This window comes from Roseovarius sp. A-2, assembly GCF_002072155.1.
Taxonomy (GTDB): domain Bacteria; phylum Pseudomonadota; class Alphaproteobacteria; order Rhodobacterales; family Rhodobacteraceae; genus Roseovarius.
Map to the genome: position 1 here is coordinate 106,651 of NZ_BDIY01000001.1, position 16,070 is coordinate 122,720.

Annotated in this window: 18 protein-coding genes and 1 riboswitch; of the genes, 5 read left to right on the forward strand and 13 right to left on the reverse strand. The window is 64.3% G+C overall.

Features of this window, described 5'->3' with window-relative positions; all coding sequences use genetic code 11:
- The first annotated feature begins 28 nt into the window (after positions 1-28).
- Entirely contained in the window at positions 29-1,354 is a 1,326-nt protein-coding gene (gltX, locus tag BHD06_RS00530; RefSeq protein ID WP_080455034.1) for a glutamate--tRNA ligase, read from the forward strand.
- On the opposite strand, the gene BHD06_RS00535 is transcribed toward gltX, so the two are convergent.
- Positions 1,338-2,606, reverse strand: coding sequence for a DUF2254 domain-containing protein (locus BHD06_RS00535; RefSeq protein WP_080455035.1), 1,269 nt, complete (start codon positions 2,604-2,606; stop codon positions 1,338-1,340). The genes gltX and BHD06_RS00535 overlap by 17 nt on opposite strands.
- Before the next feature lie 76 nt (positions 2,607-2,682).
- Complete coding sequence (locus tag BHD06_RS00540) at positions 2,683-3,255, reverse strand: gamma-glutamylcyclotransferase family protein (RefSeq protein ID WP_080455036.1); 573 nt, start codon at positions 3,253-3,255, stop codon at positions 2,683-2,685.
- Positions 3,256-3,345: 90 nt separating this feature from the next.
- Between BHD06_RS00540 and BHD06_RS00545 the strand changes: the two genes are divergently transcribed.
- The 4 genes from BHD06_RS00545 to gcvP all read left to right on the forward strand — a co-directional run bounded on the left by BHD06_RS00545 (position 3,346) and on the right by gcvP (position 8,521).
- On the forward strand, positions 3,346-3,798 hold the full coding sequence (locus BHD06_RS00545) for an Rrf2 family transcriptional regulator (protein WP_080455037.1): 453 nt from the start codon (positions 3,346-3,348) through the stop codon (positions 3,796-3,798).
- A 30-nt stretch (positions 3,799-3,828) separates the two neighbouring features.
- A riboswitch (glycine riboswitch) is annotated at positions 3,829-3,916 on the forward strand.
- A gap of 164 nt (positions 3,917-4,080) precedes the next feature.
- A complete protein-coding gene (gene gcvT, locus BHD06_RS00550; protein ID WP_080455532.1) occupies positions 4,081-5,205 on the forward strand; it encodes a glycine cleavage system aminomethyltransferase GcvT in 1,125 nt (374 codons plus the stop codon).
- A gap of 21 nt (positions 5,206-5,226) precedes the next feature.
- Entirely contained in the window at positions 5,227-5,586 is a 360-nt protein-coding gene (gene gcvH / locus BHD06_RS00555) for a glycine cleavage system protein GcvH (RefSeq protein ID WP_080455038.1), read from the forward strand.
- An 85-nt stretch (positions 5,587-5,671) separates the two neighbouring features.
- Positions 5,672-8,521 (forward strand): aminomethyl-transferring glycine dehydrogenase, encoded by a 2,850-nt coding sequence (gcvP, locus tag BHD06_RS00560; RefSeq protein WP_080455533.1) that lies wholly within the window; start codon positions 5,672-5,674, stop codon positions 8,519-8,521.
- A 357-nt stretch (positions 8,522-8,878) separates the two neighbouring features.
- Here the strand turns inward: gcvP and rpmE are convergent, their stop codons facing one another.
- The 11 genes from rpmE to ffh all read right to left on the reverse strand — a co-directional run bounded on the left by rpmE (position 8,879) and on the right by ffh (position 16,066).
- Positions 8,879-9,100 (reverse strand): 50S ribosomal protein L31, encoded by a 222-nt coding sequence (rpmE, locus tag BHD06_RS00565; RefSeq protein WP_050661393.1) that lies wholly within the window; start codon positions 9,098-9,100, stop codon positions 8,879-8,881.
- 11 nt (positions 9,101-9,111) lie between these two features.
- Positions 9,112-9,495, reverse strand: coding sequence for a 50S ribosomal protein L19 (rplS, locus tag BHD06_RS00570; protein WP_050661394.1), 384 nt, complete (start codon positions 9,493-9,495; stop codon positions 9,112-9,114).
- Between the two features lie 253 nt (positions 9,496-9,748).
- The gene (trmD, locus tag BHD06_RS00575) at positions 9,749-10,552 is read right to left on the reverse strand and encodes a tRNA (guanosine(37)-N1)-methyltransferase TrmD (protein WP_080455039.1); all 804 of its coding nucleotides are present in this window, start codon (positions 10,550-10,552) and stop codon (positions 9,749-9,751) included.
- Between the two features lie 224 nt (positions 10,553-10,776).
- Positions 10,777-11,286: a ribosome maturation factor RimM gene (gene rimM, locus BHD06_RS00580; RefSeq protein WP_080455040.1), complete on the reverse strand. Its 510-nt coding sequence runs from the start codon at positions 11,284-11,286 to the stop codon at positions 10,777-10,779.
- A gap of 73 nt (positions 11,287-11,359) precedes the next feature.
- Positions 11,360-11,989, reverse strand: coding sequence for a 5,6-dimethylbenzimidazole synthase (bluB, locus tag BHD06_RS00585; RefSeq protein WP_080455041.1), 630 nt, complete (start codon positions 11,987-11,989; stop codon positions 11,360-11,362).
- Between the two features lie 18 nt (positions 11,990-12,007).
- Positions 12,008-12,370, reverse strand: coding sequence for a 30S ribosomal protein S16 (rpsP, locus tag BHD06_RS00590; RefSeq protein ID WP_080455042.1), 363 nt, complete (start codon positions 12,368-12,370; stop codon positions 12,008-12,010).
- 48 nt (positions 12,371-12,418) lie between these two features.
- A complete protein-coding gene (locus BHD06_RS00595; RefSeq protein ID WP_080455043.1) occupies positions 12,419-12,715 on the reverse strand; it encodes a chorismate mutase in 297 nt (98 codons plus the stop codon).
- An 86-nt stretch (positions 12,716-12,801) separates the two neighbouring features.
- The gene (locus BHD06_RS00600) at positions 12,802-13,410 is read right to left on the reverse strand and encodes a GNAT family N-acetyltransferase (protein ID WP_080455044.1); all 609 of its coding nucleotides are present in this window, start codon (positions 13,408-13,410) and stop codon (positions 12,802-12,804) included.
- On the reverse strand, positions 13,407-13,937 hold the full coding sequence (locus tag BHD06_RS00605; protein WP_080455045.1) for a GNAT family N-acetyltransferase: 531 nt from the start codon (positions 13,935-13,937) through the stop codon (positions 13,407-13,409). Before BHD06_RS00605 ends, BHD06_RS00600 begins: the two co-directional genes overlap by 4 nt.
- Positions 13,934-14,497: a GNAT family N-acetyltransferase gene (locus BHD06_RS00610; RefSeq protein WP_080455046.1), complete on the reverse strand. Its 564-nt coding sequence runs from the start codon at positions 14,495-14,497 to the stop codon at positions 13,934-13,936. Before BHD06_RS00610 ends, BHD06_RS00605 begins: the two co-directional genes overlap by 4 nt.
- 75 nt (positions 14,498-14,572) lie before the next feature.
- Positions 14,573-16,066: a signal recognition particle protein gene (gene ffh / locus BHD06_RS00615; RefSeq protein WP_080455047.1), complete on the reverse strand. Its 1,494-nt coding sequence runs from the start codon at positions 16,064-16,066 to the stop codon at positions 14,573-14,575.
- Between the last annotated feature and the right edge of the window lie 4 nt (positions 16,067-16,070).

Consider the following 16,070-nt stretch of genomic DNA (forward strand, 5'->3'; position numbering starts at 1 on the left):
AAGCCCGCGCGACAGTCAGGAGACGCCCATGACCACCACCCGTTTCGCCCCGTCGCCCACCGGATATATCCATGTCGGAAATCTGCGCACCGCGCTGATGAACTACATGATCGCCGCCAAGGCGGGGGGCACCTTCATCCTGCGTATCGACGATACCGATCCCGAGCGATCGAAACAGGAATACGTGGACGCGATCAAGTATGATCTCGAATGGCTGGGCCTGCATTGGGACCGGGTGGAGCGGCAATCCGAGCGGCTCGACCGCTATGCCGAAGCCGCCGAGCGGCTGCGCGATATGGGCCGGTTCTACGAGGCGTTCGAGACGCCGACAGAGCTTGACCTCAAGCGCAAGAAACAGCTCAACATGGGCCGCCCGCCGGTCTATGACCGCGCGGCACTGAGTCTTTCGGAAGAGGAAAGGGCGGCCCTGCGAGCCGAGCGCGGCAACGGGGTCTGGCGTTTCAAACTCGATCACGCGCGGATCGTCTGGCAGGACGGCATCCTTGGCGAGATTTCCATTGACGCGGCGTCGGTCTCGGACCCTGTGCTGATCCGGGGTGACGGGCAGGTGCTCTATACGCTGGCCTCGGTTGTCGATGACGTGGAGATGGGTGTCACCCATGTGGTGCGCGGCTCGGATCACGTGACCAATACCGCCACGCAGATCCAGATCATCGAGGCGCTTGGCGGCACGCCGCCGCAATTCGCGCATCACTCGCTTTTGACCGGCCCGCAGGGCGAGGCCCTGTCCAAGCGTCTTGGCACACTTTCCTTGCGCGATTTGCGCGCGCGAGGGGTGGAGCCGATGGCGCTCCTGAGCCTGATGGCGCGGCTTGGCTCGGCCGATCCGGTGGAGTTGCGCAGCGACATGTCCGAGCTGATCGAAGGGTTCGATATCGATCGGTTCGGTGCCGCCCCGACCAAGTTCGACGAGAACGACCTCTTTCCATTAACCGCCCGGATCATCGGCGCGCGTCCCTACGAGGCGGTGGCCGGGACCATCGCAGAGATTGGTGTGCCTGACGATCTTGCCCCGCAATTCTGGGAGGTCACACGCGAGAACATCACCACGCTCAAAGATCTTGAGGCGTGGTGGGCGATGTTCCGCGACGGTGCCGATCCGGTGATTGACGAGGACGACCGCGCCTTTATCGCCGAGGCGATTGCGCTCTTGCCCGAAGGGCCGCATGACAACGAGACTTGGGGCAAGTGGACCGCCGAGGTCAAGGAGGCGACGGGGCGCAAGGGCAAGGGCCTCTTCATGCCGCTGCGTCTGGCCTTGACCGGTCAGGCGCGCGGGCCGGAGATGGCGAAGGTTCTGCCGCTCTTGCAGGTGATCAAGGCAAGAAACTGATCCCGCCGGACGCCTCGCGCAGGCGTGTGCGCTCGCTGTCGAGCGGCAGCGCCGCGTCGGCATAAGCAAGCGCCCGCGTGCTCATCTCGCGCGCGGCTTTGGCAAGGTCCGTGTCCGGGGCATCGGCGATCCGCCCGAGCGCGTCGCGCAGACGCAAGGCCACCTCGATCTGACCGGCCCCGTCGCGGGCGGCGCCGCCAAACGCATTCTCGATCATCGCGTGGCGCGAGATGTCGGGCAAGAAAATGCGCGGGAAGAGCGGCGAGATCTCTTTCGGGTCGGCATGCGCCCAGTCGAGCAGCAGCTTCTCCTGCCGGCAAATCACCGCGATGGCGGTGCCGGGGTCGTTGATCCCCGGCGAGAGCGCGCGCGACGCCGTCTCGGACAGCACCAGCAAACCGTAGGAGGTATCCTGCTCGAACGTGCGATGGGGACCTATGGTGAAACGGCGCGTGATGGTCTCGGTTTCGCGGTCCTTCAGGCCCGTGGCGTGTCCGATGGATTGTCCTTCGATCACGTAGTCGCCGGGACGCGCATAGAGATAGACGCGCGTCTGCTCTGATTTCAGCCGTTCACTGATCCCCGGCATGTCGATGAATTGTACGTAACCGGTCGCGTGGGCCGTGAGCGGGGTGGCATGCGCGGGAATGACCGTGTCCTGCGTCATCACCACCGCGCCCAGAGACGGAAGGCGGCGCGTCCGAACGAGGCAGGCGCGCGCGGCGGCCTCGGTCGCGGCAAGCGTGGCGTCCATGCTGCCGAGATCACTGAGATGATGAATCCAGCGCAAGAGCGCCAGCACGACCAGCACCACGACTGCCACGCTGAAGCCCAGGACCAGCACGCTCGAACCTTCGGGATAGACGTTCGACTTGATCAGGATGATCGAACTCAGTGCGTAGACAAAGGCCCCGATGAAGACCGCGAGAGCGGTATGCGTGGTGGTGTCGGCCAGAAGAATGCGGTGCACCCGCGGAGTGGCCTGCTGGGCCGCCGCGTTATGCGCCGTCACCATGACGTTGAGCGAGAAGGTGCTGACCGCGAGCATGCCGGAGGCCAGGATCGACAGGATCGGCATCACCGAATCGGTGGTGAAGCGGTCTTTCAACGCGGCGGGGATCTGGTCTTCGAGAAGGATGGAGACGGCGGCCGCAAGCACGGCGAGCAGGGCAAAGAGGCTGACCCTTAACCACAGCTTGCGGCTGAACCGCAAAAGGATCATCGCCCATGTCGAGAGAAAATGGAACTTCACCGCGAGTGCCCCCTGTCGCCGATATGCTCGGCCATAGTAGCGCGCCTGCCGGGGCCGGTCCGGGCGGGAACATGCGTCATTCGCAGGCCGCGATGATGGACGGGCCGAGCCGCGCCAGATGCATGTCGGTCAGACCGCGCTCCTCATCGGTCAATGCCTGATGGCGGGGATAGCGCGGAGCGGCGCGGTCATCCAGAATGGGCGCGTCCCAGCCGTGTGTCGTCTCGAAGAACCGCGCGACCCCGGCCTCGCCGAATTCGCGCAGATAGCCCTGCACCACCACGTCGACATAGCTCAGCAGGATCGGATGTGTCTCGGTCGGTGCGCCGTGATGTCCCTCGGGAATGGTATAGACCGCAATCTCGGGCGTATGGGGCAGGGTGTGGCGCACCTGATGCGCGGCGGGTGCGCGGATATAGGCCGCCTCGCGCGCATCGAGCACGGGCCAGTCTGCCCCCGGTACCGGCGCGATCAGCCCGTCGATCTCGGCCCCCTCGTCCGGCACCACCGTGAGATAGGCCACGGGCCGCAGATCGGTATGCCGCCAGATGCGCCGCCAGCCCCTGAGATGCGCCGCCTGCGCGCCCTCGAACACATGGGTCGCGCGGTTCACAAGGCTGCCATAGCCGAAGAAATATGCATCCTGCATGAAGGTTTTGTCGCTCCTTTGATCTGAATCATGGTTTTACATCAGTCTCGGGTCAATCCTCGGCGAATTCAAGCAAGGGAGCCGGATACTATGCGGATCACCAAACGCACCAATATCGCCATCCGCCTGCTCATGTTCTGCGCCGCCAATGAAGGGCGTCTGGTCACCAAATCCGAGATTGCCGAGCGCTGCAACAGTTCCGAGAGCCATCTGGCGCAGATTATCAACAAACTGGGGCAAATGGGTTTTTTGCGCACGCAGCGCGGGCGGGCCGGCGGCGTGACGCTTGGTCGCCCGATGTCGGAGATCCGTGTGGGCGAGGTGTTTCGCCGACTGGAGGAAAACACCCCCGTCGCCGAATGCTTTGCCGATGTGGACAATACCTGCCCGCTGACGTCGGCCTGCCGTCTGCGCGTGGCCCTCGTGGATGCGGTCGAGGCGTTCTATGCCCAACTCGACGAGGTGACGCTCGACGCGCTGGTTTGCGACAACGAAGCGCTCTTCACGATCTTTTCAGCCGTGCCCTGCATGAAACGGGCTTGAAGGCCTGCGCGCGGTATACTAGCGTGCACCTTGACTGGATAGGGAGAACTGGCGCGTGCCAGTGCCGAAGGAGCAACCGCCCCGGAAACTCTCAGGCGAAAGGGACCTGTCCCGTCAAGTGAACTCTGGAGAGACCCGGCTGCGACATGCGGGGCGCCGAAGGGATAGCGATCTCAGGCGAAAGGACAGAGGGGGCATCGCGGCGCAGCCTGTGGGCTTGCGTCTTGTCGGTGCCGGAGCGATCAGCGCATGATCCGGCCCAAACTATAGGGGATGACGCTGATGGCCGATCTGGAGATTACACCGCTCAACGCGCTGCATCGCGAACTGGGAGCCAGGATGGTTCCCTTTGCGGGCTATGATATGCCGGTGCAATATCCCATGGGCGTGATGAAGGAGCACCTGCATTGCCGCGCGAGGGCGGGGTTGTTTGACGTCAGTCACATGGGGCAGGTGATCCTGCGCGCGCCGGGCGGCCATGCGGAGGTGGCCCGCGCGATGGAAGCGCTGGTGCCGGTCGACCTGCTGGGTCTGGGCGTGATGCGGCAGCGGTATGGTTTCTTCACCAATGAGGCGGGCGGCATTCTGGACGATCTGATGCTGGCCAATCGCGGCGATCACATGTTTGTCGTGGTCAATGCCGCCTGCAAGGCCGACGATATCGCGCATATGCGGGCCGGGCTTTCGGGCGTCGAGGTCGAGGCGATCACCGACCGCGCGCTTTTGGCCCTTCAGGGTCCCGACGCCGAGGCCGTTCTGGAGACCGTTGCGCCGGGCGTGGCTGCGATGCGATTCATGGATGTGGGCATCATCGACACCGACTTCGGAGACCTGTGGATCTCGCGTTCGGGTTATACCGGCGAGGACGGCTATGAGATCTCCATGACCGAGGATCAGGCCGAACCGCTCGCGCGTGCGCTCCTTGAGCATGAGGCGGTGGAGCCCATCGGTCTTGGGGCGCGTGACAGCCTGCGGCTGGAGGCGGGGCTGTGCCTTTACGGTCATGACATCGACACGACCACCAGCCCGGTCGAGGCCAGTCTCAACTGGGCCATCCAGAAGGTGCGCCGCGCAGGCGGCGACCGGGCGGGTGGCTTTCCGGGGGCGGCGCGCATTCTCGAAGAGATGCAAACCGGAGCAGAGCGCACCCGCGTCGGCCTGCGCCCCGAGGGACGCGCGCCGATGCGCGAGGGCACGCCGCTCTTTGCCGCAGCCGAGGGCGGCGACCCCGTGGGGCATGTTACCTCGGGTGCCTTCGGGCCGACGATCGAAGGACCGATGTCGATGGGCTATGTGCCGTGCGACATGGCCGCCGAGGGCGTCGAGATGTTCGGGGAGGTGCGTGGCAAGCGCCTGCCTGTCCGGGTGGCAAAGCTGCCCTTCACCCCCGCCAATTTCAAACGCTGAACCAGCATCAGGGAGCACAAGATGAAATTCACCGAAGAACATGAATGGCTGCGCGCAGAGGACGATGTCGTGGTCGTGGGCATTACCGAACATGCCAGCGAACAACTGGGCGATGTGGTATTCGTCGAACTGCCCGAGGTCGGCACGCAGGTCACCAAGGATGACGAGATCGTGGTGATCGAGAGCGTCAAGGCGGCCTCGGATATCCTTGCGCCCATCGACGGCGAGATCGTCGAGGTCAACGAGGTGCTCACCGATGAGCCCGGCAAGGTCAATGATGATCCGATGGGCGAAGCATGGTTCTTCAAGATCAAGCCGTCCGAGCCCGGTCAGATGGACGATCTGATGGATGAGGCCGCCTACAAGAAATACATCGGCTGAGTTTTATCCCTCAGTGAGAGTATTTTCGGAACGATGAATCAGGGGGCCGGCGAGCGCCGACCCCGGATGCGATGAGGACATGACCATGCCGTTCACAGCGACCGACTATCTACCCTATGATTTCGCCAATCGCCGCCATATCGGCCCCTCGCCCGAGGAGATGGGCGAGATGTTCGAGGTGCTGGGCGTGGAGACCCTTGATGCGCTGATCGACGAGACGGTGCCGAAATCCATCCGGCAGGAGGCCCCCCTCGATTTCGGCAAGCCCAAGTCGGAAAGCGAATTGCTGCATCACATGTCGCAGACAGCATCCAGGAACAAGGTACTGACCTCGCTGATCGGGCAGGGCTATCATGGCACCGTCACGCCGCCCGCGATCCAGCGCAATATCTTTGAGAACCCGGCCTGGTACACCGCCTACACGCCCTATCAGCCCGAGATCAGCCAGGGGCGGCTTGAGGCGTTGTTGAATTTCCAGACCATGGTCAGCGATCTGACCGGGCTGGAGATTGCCAATGCCTCGCTGCTGGACGAGGCGACGGCGGCGGCCGAGGCGATGACCATGGCGCAGCGCGTCGCCAAGTCGAAGGCGCGGGCGTTCTTTGTCGATGAGAATTGCCATCCGCAGAACATCGCCGTGATGCAGACCCGCGCGGCCCCGCTGGATATAGAGGTGATCGTGGGCGCGCCCGAGGACATGGAGGCCGACAAGGTCTTTGGCGCGATCTTTCAGTATCCCGGTACTCATGGGCATCTGCGCGATTTCTCGGGCGAGATCGCGGCTTTGCACGAGGCGAAGGCCATCGGCATCGTGATCGCCGACCCGCTGGCGCTGACCCTGCTAAAAGAGCCGGGCGCCATGGGGGCCGATATCGCCGTGGGTTCGACGCAGCGGTTCGGCGTGCCGGTGGGTTATGGCGGCCCGCATGCCGCCTATATGGCCACGAAAGACGCCTATAAGCGCGCCCTGCCGGGCCGCATTGTGGGGGTGAGCGTGGACAGTCACGGCAACCGTGCCTATCGCCTCAGCCTGCAAACCCGCGAACAGCATATCCGCCGCGAGAAAGCTACGTCGAATGTCTGCACCGCGCAGGCGCTCTTGGCCGTCATGGCGTCGATGTATGCGGTGTTTCACGGCCCCAAGGGCCTGCGCGCCATTGCGCAGCGCATTCACCGCAAGACCGTGCGGCTGGCCAAGGGGCTGGAAGCGGCTGGCTTTCACGTCGAGCCGGGTGATTTCTTCGATACGATCACCGTCGATGTGGGCCTTCTGCAGCGTGGTGTGCTCCAATCTGCGGTGCGCGAGGGCGTGAACCTGCGCCGCGTCGGCAATACCAAGATCGGCATCACGCTGGATGAGCGCACCCGCACCAAGACCGTGGAGGCGGTTTGGCGCGCCTTTGGCATCATCATGGAAGACAGCGATTTCACACCCGAATATCGCATCCCCGAGGCGCTGCAACGCGAGAGTGCGTATCTGACTCATCCGATCTTCCACATGAACCGGGCCGAGACCGAGATGATGCGCTACATGCGCCGTCTGGCAGATCGCGATCTCGCGCTTGACCGGGCGATGATCCCGCTTGGGTCCTGCACCATGAAACTCAATTCCGCCGCCGAGATGATGCCGGTGAGTTGGCCTGAGTTCTCGCTTCTGCATCCCTTTGTGCCTGCGGATCAGGCGCTCGGCTACAAGGAGATGATCGACGATCTGTCGGCCAAGCTGTGCGACATCACCGGTTATGCCGCGATTTCGATGCAGCCCAACTCCGGCGCGCAGGGGGAGTATGCGGGACTTTTGACGATTTCCGCATATCACCGTGCGCAAGGTGAGGGTCATCGCCGCGTCTGCCTCATCCCCAAGAGCGCGCATGGCACCAACCCGGCGAGCGCGCATATGGTGGGCTGGGATGTGGTCGTGGTGAAATCCGCCGAGAATGGCGATATCGACGTGGAGGACTTCCGCGCCAAGGCCGAGAAACACTCGGAAAACCTTGCCGGCTGCATGATTACCTATCCCTCGACGCATGGCGTCTTCGAGGAGACGGTGCGCGAAGTCTGTGAGATCACGCATAAGCACGGCGGGCAGGTCTATATCGACGGGGCCAACATGAACGCCATGGTAGGGCTTGCGCGGCCCGGCGATGTGGGCGGAGATGTCAGCCATCTCAACCTGCACAAGACATTCTGCATCCCGCATGGCGGCGGCGGGCCCGGCATGGGACCGATTGGCGTCAAGGCGCATCTGGTGCCGCATCTGCCAGGGCACCCCGAGACGGGCGGCGAAGAGGGGCCGGTGAGTGCCGCGCCCTATGGCTCGCCCTCGCTGCTGCCGATTTCATGGGCCTATTGCCTGATGATGGGTGGCGCGGGCCTGACGCAGGCGACGCGGGTGGCGATCCTCAATGCCAATTACATCGCCAAGCGGCTGGAGGGGTCCTATGACGTGCTCTACAAGGGGCCGACGGGCCGGGTGGCGCATGAATGCATCCTCGACACGCGCCCCTTCGAGACGAGCGCGGGCATCACCGTGGACGATATCGCCAAGCGGCTGATGGATTGCGGCTTTCATGCCCCCACCATGAGCTTCCCGGTGCCCGGCACGCTGATGGTGGAGCCCACGGAGAGCGAGACCAAGGCCGAGTTGGACCGTTTTTGTGAGGCGATGCTGGCCATCCGGCAGGAGATCCGCGACATCGAAGAGGGCCGCATGGATGCGGAGAACAACCCGCTCAAGAACGCGCCGCACACCATGGAGGATCTCATCCGCGATTGGGATCGGCCCTATAGCCGCGAACAGGGCTGTTTCCCGCCAGGGGCCTTCCGGGTGGACAAGTACTGGCCGCCGGTCAATCGGGTGGACAATGTCCATGGCGACCGGCACCTGATCTGTACCTGCCCGCCGCTAGAGGATTACGCGGAGGCGGCGGAGTAGGGGCCCGTCGAGAGACTGTTAGCGAAATTCCGCCTGTAGTGCTGGTGCAATCCATCGCGGCAGAACGAGGTGATCAGGCCGAATGAAAGCAATTTTCGGAGGTGGATGGTCTTTCTGGCAGCGGGAACGCTGTTGGTCACGGTCATCCGGCTTTTGACGGGGCTTTGAGTTCCTGAAAAAAGAAGACCCTGCGGAGTTGGCCCTCCGCAGGGTCACGTTTTCGGTGCTCAGACTGAAAACAACTTTCGAATACTCAGTATATCGCCGATTCCTTAGCACAAAGTAAAGCGCGGCCCGAGCCAAAAGAAAACGCCGCCCCGAGGGACGGCGTGATCCGTGTGCGTCGTGCCCGTGGCTTCAGAAGCCGAGGCCGGCATACTTGTTCTTGAACTTCGACACGCGGCCGCCGGTGTCCATCAGACGCGAGGAGCCGCCGGTCCAGGCCGGGTGCACCGAGGGGTCGATGTCGAGCGAGAGCGTGTCACCCTCGGCGCCGTAGGTCGAGCGCATCTGCACGACGGTACCATCGGTCAGCTTGACGTCGATGAGGTGGTAATCGGGGTGGATTTCTTTTTTCATCTTGCCAGTCCTTACGCCGACTTGCCCTTGAGGGGCTTGTAATGGGTGTCTTCCGCGATGCGGGCCGATTTGCCGCGGCGCGCGCGCAGGTAGTAGAGCTTGGCGCGGCGGACGCGGCCACGGCGCACCACCTCGATATGCTCGATATTGGTCGAATAGAGCGGGAACATGCGCTCCACGCCTTCGCCAAAGGAAATCTTGCGGACGGTGAACGAGCCTGCGATGCCCTTGCCGTTGTTGCGGCTGATGCAGACGCCTTCGAAGTTCTGCACACGGGTACGGGTGCCTTCGGTCACCTTGTAGCCGACGCGGATCGTGTCGCCGGCCTTGAAATCGGGAATTGTCTTCCCGAGCGAGGCGATCTGTTCCGCCTCCAACTGAGCGATAATATCCATCGCTATTCTCCTGATCTGCTTGCGGTTTTCCCCGCAAAGGTGGTTTGCGTCCCTCAGAGCTCTTGGTCTTCTTCCGGGTCCGCATGCCGCGCCCGCCAGAGATCAGGGTCGTCCTTGTCTTGTTCAGCCGTTTCCGCAGGCACCCCTCAGGGCCGAAGAAGCCCGGGCGGTGTGATGTGCCAATAAGAACCACGTCCGGAACAGCGATGCCGATTCCAGACAGCGCGGTGTATAGGCGCATTCGAGGGGCGGATCAAGCCTTGTCGCGGCGCGATTTCAGGTGTTGTTCCCAAAGGTCGGGGCGACGGTCGGCGGTGAGGCGTTCGGACATCTCGCGCCGCCACGCCGCCACCTTGGCGTGATCGCCCGAGGTCAGCACCTCGGGGATCGGGCGGCCCTGCCATTCGGCGGGGCGGGTGTAGTGCGGATGTTCCAGAAGGCCGCTCGAATGGCTTTCCTCGACGGCGCTCTCGGCATTGCCCAGAACGCCGGGCAAGAGCCGCACGCAGGCGTCGATTAAAGCCAGTGCCGCGATCTCTCCGCCGGTCATCACGAAATCGCCCAAGGAGACCTCTTCGATCCCGTAATGCTCGATCACGCGCTCATCCAGCCCCTCAAAGCGACCGCAGATCAACGTCACGCCGGACGCTTGGGCAAGGCGTTGCGCCATGGCCTGATCGAAGCGCCGCCCGCGCGGGCTGAGGTAAATGAGCGGCGCGCCGCGCGGTGCGCTATCCTGCGCGCGGTCGATGGCGCGGCCCATCACATCGGCGCGCAGGACCATTCCCGCGCCGCCCCCGGCGGGGGTGTCATCGACATTGCGATGCTTGCCCTCGCCAAAGGGGCGCAGGTCGATCGGGGTGAGCGACCACAGTCCGTCCTTGAGCGCGCGGCCAGTAAGGCTTTCGCCCAGAACGCCCGGAAATGCCTGCGGCACGAGCGTAATGACCTGCGCCTTCCATGCGCGGGCAAGCTCCGGCGCGGCGGTTATCAGCTCTCGCGGTTGCAGGGTGGCGCGGATGGATTTGCGCCCGTGGGATTTCGGTGTGTCGCTCATGATGCTGCCGCTTAACCTTTGAATCGGGGGTCGGGCAAGGGGTTTGACTGGTTCAGAGATCAGATTGCTCGGCGCGGCGGTAGCGGCGCAGCATCTTGCGTTTGGCCCCGGCCAGTGCCTCGCCGCCCACGGCAGAGCGGTTGAGTGCGAGAAAGTCGCGCGCCGCGGTGCGGGTTCGATGTGCCGGTCTTGTGAAAACCGGGATGGAGCAGGATTCGCACCGCCTAGAACAGCCCCTCGGGCGGGTCTGCAACAATGCGCCCGGCTGCCAGATCGACCGTCGGCACGGCGTCGCGGGTGAAGGGCAAGAGCACCGTGGATGTGAGGCCGGGGCCGTGGATTTCCAAAAGGTCCGCTGCGCCGTGGTTGAGCACCGCCTTGACCCGGCCAAGCACCGTGCCGCCGGTGTCGAACACCTCCAGCCCGATCAGGTCTGCGTGGTAAAACTCGTCATCCGGCAGGCTTGGCAATCGCTCGCGGGGCACATAGAGCCGGACGCCGCGCAGGGCGTCGGCCTGTTCCTTGGTGGCGATGCCCGAAAGCCGCGCGGTGAGCGCGCCGGAGGTCTGCCCCGTCAGGGTAAGATCGAAGTCGCGGCTGCCGTCCTCGGTGCTGAGCGGCGCATAGTCGGCGATATCCTCGGGGGATGCAGTGAAGCTCTTGAGGCGCAACTCGCCCTTGACGCCGAAGGCCCCGGCGATGGCCCCCACGCAGATATGGTGATCGTCGGTCATGCTGCTCTCTCACGGTTGTGACCTGCCGGGCAGGTTAGGGGAAAATCGCGGTTCTGCAAAGGGTTGGCTGACATCAGCGCGTCTCTGTCGGAAGGGTGGGGCGGCGCGTCTCCCATCCGGCTTGTTCAAGCTCGGGCGTGTCGCTGCGGGCCTCGGGCCAGCCCACGCAGAGATAGGCCACGAGCGACCAATCGTGTGGGATATCAAGGTCTTGGGCCAGTTGACCCGGGTCAAGGATCGACACCCAGCCGACGCCGAGGCCGCGCGCGCGCGCGGTGAGCCAAAAGAGCGTGATCGCGCCCACCACGGAATAGCGCCGGGTTTCGGGCATGGTGGCCGCCCCCAGACCCGCGCCCTTGTCGGTGCTGTCGTCGCACCAGATCGCCAGTTGTACCGGGGCCTCTTGCATGCCGGAGAGTTTCAAGCTGCTGTAAAGATGCGCCTTTTCTCCGTCATAGCCGTCGAGCGCCTGTGCGTTGGCGGCGCTGAAATTGGCCAGGGCTGCGGCGCGGGCGGCGGGGCTCTGCACCTCGATCACGCGCCACGGCTCGCTGAGGCCCACCGAGGGTGCGAGCAGAAACGCGTCGAGGCAATCGCGCAGGATTGCCTCGTCCACGGGATCGGTGCGGAAGCGGCGCACGTCGCGGCGCCACCGCATGAGATCGCGCAGGCTGGTCTGGAAGTCTGCGGAAAACTCTGACATTCCAGCGCCTTGCCCGTCTTACTCTTCGGCCGGTGCCTCGGCGGCGGCAGCCTTGGCGGCTTTCTCTTCGGCGCGGTCCTGGGCTTTCTTGCCGGGGACGGCCTTTTTCAGGTTGGCGCGCTCTTTCTTGGCGATCACGCCTGCGTTTTCGAGCATGCGGCTGATGCGGTCGGTGGGCTGGGCGCCCTGTGCCAGCCAGTGCTGGATGCGCTCCACGTCCATCTTGACGCGGTCTTCGCTGTCCTTGGGCAGGAGCGGGTTGTAGGTGCCCAGTTTCTCGATGAAGCGGCCATCGCGCGGCATGCGGCTGTCGGCGGCCACGATGCGATAGAAGGGGCGCTTTTTCGAGCCACCACGGGCGAGACGGATTTTCATGGCCATTTGATATTCTCCTTTAATGGCAGGGGTTTGGTGGGGGTGAGCCCCACCCTACGATTGGTGTTTCTGGTGATGCCGAATAACTTCGGCGATGATGAAGTTGAGGAATTCACGGGCGAATTCCGGGTCGAGGTCGGCGGATTTCGCCAGGTCTTCTAGCCGCTCGATCTGCGCGGCTTCGCGCGCCGGATCGGACGGGGGAAGGTCGTGTTCGGCCTTGAGCTTGCCCACGGCCTGGGTGTGCTTGAACCGCTCTGCCAGGGTGAAGACGAGGATCGCGTCGAGCCGGTCGATGCTCTCGCGGTGCTCGGCCAGAAGGGCGGCGGCGCGGGTGGCGTCACTGGTCATGGCGATGCTCCGAATGGGCGAGATTGCCGTACGGTATCGCGTCGGTATCACGTCGGTATCGCGTCGGTGCGCAGGTCAGGCTCATGTCAGTCAATGGGCATCCCCTTCGGTCTGAACGTCGGGTCGCAGTAATGGTCTATTTCGAGCTCGATCCCGTCGCGCAGTTGCCCCGACGAGGCGGCGGCGGGCGCGGGATGGCGATAGACCGCATCCGAGCCGTCGATGGTGGCGGCTTCGCGGTCCTTGACGCAGCCCAGACGCTCGGCCAGGCGGATGCTGTCGAGGTTCTTGGGGTCGATATAGCTGACCGCCCCGTCCCAGCCCTGCCGTTCGTAGAGATGGCGGCGCACGGCATGGGTGGCCTCGAGCGCATATCCCTTGCCGGCCTTGTCGGGCCAGATGATCCAGGCGATCTCACGCTCGGGCCATTTGGCGGGGAACCAGCCGCCGGCCATGCCGTAGGTCTCGTCCGTAAGCTTGTCGTGGACCATCCACATGCCGAAGCCGCGCACCGCCCAATGACCGATCTCGGCGGCGTAGAGCATCCACGCCTCGTAAGGATTGAGCGGCCCGCCCATGAAGCGCGAACGGTAGGAGGCGAAAGTCGCCTTGAAATCGGGATAGTCCCCGGCCTCGGGGCCGCGCAGTCGCAGGCGTCGGGTCTCGATCACGGGGATGTCGGGATAGCTGCTCATGCGGCCACCTCCGACGCCCTGGGATGGCGCCAGACCTGACAGGGCTTGCCCAGAAGCGTGCCGTCCCGCTCGAACCGAGCGCCGAGACGTTTGGCCAGCGCCAGCGAGCGGGTGTTGCCCGCGTCGATATAGGAGATCACGCCATCGAGGCCGAACTGCGTCGCCCCGTGCGCACGCGCGGCGCGCGCGGCGCGAGAGGCGATGCCGCGCCCCTCGTACCCGTCCCAGACCTGCCAGCCCAGTTCCGGCTCGTCCCAGCCCTCGCGGTAGATGAAGCCGCAGATCCCCATCGGGTCGCCACTGGCGCGGTCCGAGATCACCCACATGCCATAACCGCGCAGCGCCCAATGGCCGAGGTTGCCCGCGATGAGCCGCCAGCAATCGGCCCGCTCCAGCGGCCCGCCGACAAAGTGGCTGCGCGCGCCCGCGTAGAAGGTGGCGAGCGGGTCAAGATCGTCTTCGCAGATGGCGCGCAGCACGATGTCACCGGCCTCGACCGTGGGGATATGCAGGGTGAGGGTGGTCATGCGCAGGCCTCGACCGAGCTGTCATCGTCGCGGCCAAGGATGGCGTCGGGGCCAGGGTGGCGATAGAGGAAATCGCGGCCCATCTGGATATTTTCATATTCGCGCTCGAACCAGCAGCCGAGGCGTTCGGCAAGCGCGATGGAGCGGGTGTTGCCCGGCACGATGTTGGAGGTGAGAGTGGTGAAGCCAAGCGCCTCGTAGGCCCATTGGCGTGCGCAGAGTGCGGCCTCATAGGCGATGCCACGCCCCTCGAAGCCGTCAAAGACCACCCAGCCCAGTTCCGGTTCGGGCCAGCCTTCGGGATTCCAGATGCCGGTGATGCCTGCGGGTTGGCCGCTGGCCTTGTCCTCTATCGTGAAATAGCCGTAGCCGTGGATATGCCAGTGGCCCACGTTGAGCGCGAACCAGCGCCATGCGTCGCCCCGGTTGGGGGACGGGCCAAAGCCTGCGGCCCGGTCCTGATCCAGCAGGAAGGCGATCATCGGCTCGATGTCGCGCGCGCCCGGCCCGCGCAGGATCAGGCGGGGCGTGTCGATTATGGGGGCGGCTGTGAGGGTCATGGCCGTGCCTTGCCCCGGCGCTGTGCCGGTTGCACGGTTGCATTTGAGTATTTTGGGAACAGTGAAAGCATCGGCTTATTTCTTTTTCCCGAAGCCCGAGAGGCCGGGGGGCAGGCCCATGCCGCCGCCACCCATGCCGCCCAGACCGCCGGGCAGTTTGCCGCCCATGGCGCGCGCGGCCTCTTCCATTGCCTTGGGGTCGTTCATGTCGGGCATGCCGCCCTTGCCCATCATGGATTTCATCGCCTGTTTCATCATGCCGCCTTTGCCCTTGCCGAGTTTCTTCATCATGTCGGCCATCTGGCGGTGCATCTTAAGCAGCTTGTTGAGGTCGGAGACCTCTTGCCCGGCGCCCCTGGCGATGCGTTTCTTGCGGCTGGCCTGCAGCAGGGCGGGGTTGGCGCGTTCCTTTTTCGTCATCGACTGGATCAGGGCGATCTGGCGGATGATGACCTTGTCGTCAAAGCCCGCCTCCTGCACCTGTTTGGCCATCTTGCCCATGCCCGGCATCATGCCCATCAGCCCTTCCATGCCGCCCATCTTCTGCATCTGCTCAAGCTGGCTGCGCAGGTCGTTCATGTTGAACTGACCCTTTTGCATGCGGCGCATCATGCGTTCGGCCTGTTCGGCCTCGATGGTTTCCTGCGCCTTTTCCACCAGCGCCACGATATCGCCCATGCCGAGGATGCGGCCGGCGATGCGCTCGGGCTCGAAGGTCTCGATGGCGTCCATCTTTTCGCCCAAGCCCACGAAGCGGATCGGCTTGCCGGTGACGGCGCGCATCGACAGGGCCGCACCGCCGCGCCCGTCGCCGTCCATCCGGGTGAGGACGACGCCGGTGACGCCGATCTTGTCGTCAAACTCTGTCGCGACATTGACGGCATCCTGACCGGTCAGGCCATCGACCACGAGCAGGGTTTCGCGCGGGTTGGCCACGTCGCGCACGGCGGCGGCTTGCGCGATCAGGTCGGTGTCGATATGCAGGCGACCCGCCGTATCCAGCATGTAGACATCGTAGCCGCCCAAGGATGCTTGGGTCTTGGCGCGCCTGGCGATGGCAACCGGGTCTTCGCCCTTGACGATCGGCAGTGTGTCGACGCCGATCTGCTGGCCGAGGATTGCCAGCTGTTCCATCGCTGCCGGGCGGTTGACGTCGAGCGAGGCCATCAGCACCTTCTTGCCGTCACGCTCTTTCAGGCGCTTGGCAAGCTTGGCGGTGGTGGTGGTCTTGCCCGAGCCCTGAAGGCCGACCATCAGAATCGGCGCGGGCGGGTTGTCGATCTTGAGCGCGCCGGGGTCGTCGGCCCCGCGCAGCGTCTCGATCAGGGCGTCGTGCACGATCTTGACCACCTGCTGGCCTGGCGTCACCGATTTGGTGACCGCCTGACCGGTGGCCTGGGATTCAACCTTCTTGATGAACTCGCGGGCGACGGGCAGGGAGACGTCGGCCTCCAGAAGTGCCACGCGCACCTCGCGCAGGGCGGTCTTGACGTCCTCTTCCGAGAGCGCGCCCTGCCTGGTCAGCCGGTCGAGGACGCCGGAGAGGCGTTCGGACAGATTTTCAAACATCACT

Bases quoted from the DNA above. Each gene is read 5' to 3' on its own strand.
- BHD06_RS00610 (WP_080455046.1), bottom strand. From the start codon at position 14,497: ATGACCCTCACAGCCGCCCCCATAATCGACACGCCCCGCCTGATCCTG.
- BHD06_RS00595 (WP_080455043.1), bottom strand. From the start codon at position 12,715: ATGACCAGTGACGCCACCCGCGCCGCCGCCCTTCTGGCCGAGCACCGC.
- rpmE (WP_050661393.1), bottom strand. From the start codon at position 9,100: ATGAAAAAAGAAATCCACCCCGATTACCACCTCATCGACGTCAAGCTG.
- gcvT (WP_080455532.1), top strand. From the start codon at position 4,081: ATGGCCGATCTGGAGATTACACCGCTCAACGCGCTGCATCGCGAACTG.
- gltX (WP_080455034.1), top strand. From the start codon at position 29: ATGACCACCACCCGTTTCGCCCCGTCGCCCACCGGATATATCCATGTC.
- gcvH (WP_080455038.1), top strand. From the start codon at position 5,227: ATGAAATTCACCGAAGAACATGAATGGCTGCGCGCAGAGGACGATGTC.
- BHD06_RS00600 (WP_080455044.1), bottom strand. From the start codon at position 13,410: ATGAGCAGCTATCCCGACATCCCCGTGATCGAGACCCGACGCCTGCGA.
- BHD06_RS00545 (WP_080455037.1), top strand. From the start codon at position 3,346: ATGCGGATCACCAAACGCACCAATATCGCCATCCGCCTGCTCATGTTC.
- rimM (WP_080455040.1), bottom strand. From the start codon at position 11,286: ATGACCGACGATCACCATATCTGCGTGGGGGCCATCGCCGGGGCCTTC.
- rpsP (WP_080455042.1), bottom strand. From the start codon at position 12,370: ATGGCCATGAAAATCCGTCTCGCCCGTGGTGGCTCGAAAAAGCGCCCC.
- rplS (WP_050661394.1), bottom strand. From the start codon at position 9,495: ATGGATATTATCGCTCAGTTGGAGGCGGAACAGATCGCCTCGCTCGGG.
- BHD06_RS00605 (WP_080455045.1), bottom strand. From the start codon at position 13,937: ATGACCACCCTCACCCTGCATATCCCCACGGTCGAGGCCGGTGACATC.
- gcvP (WP_080455533.1), top strand. From the start codon at position 5,672: ATGCCGTTCACAGCGACCGACTATCTACCCTATGATTTCGCCAATCGC.
- trmD (WP_080455039.1), bottom strand. From the start codon at position 10,552: ATGAGCGACACACCGAAATCCCACGGGCGCAAATCCATCCGCGCCACC.
- BHD06_RS00540 (WP_080455036.1), bottom strand. From the start codon at position 3,255: ATGCAGGATGCATATTTCTTCGGCTATGGCAGCCTTGTGAACCGCGCG.
- ffh (WP_080455047.1), bottom strand. From the start codon at position 16,066: ATGTTTGAAAATCTGTCCGAACGCCTCTCCGGCGTCCTCGACCGGCTG.
- bluB (WP_080455041.1), bottom strand. From the start codon at position 11,989: ATGTCAGAGTTTTCCGCAGACTTCCAGACCAGCCTGCGCGATCTCATG.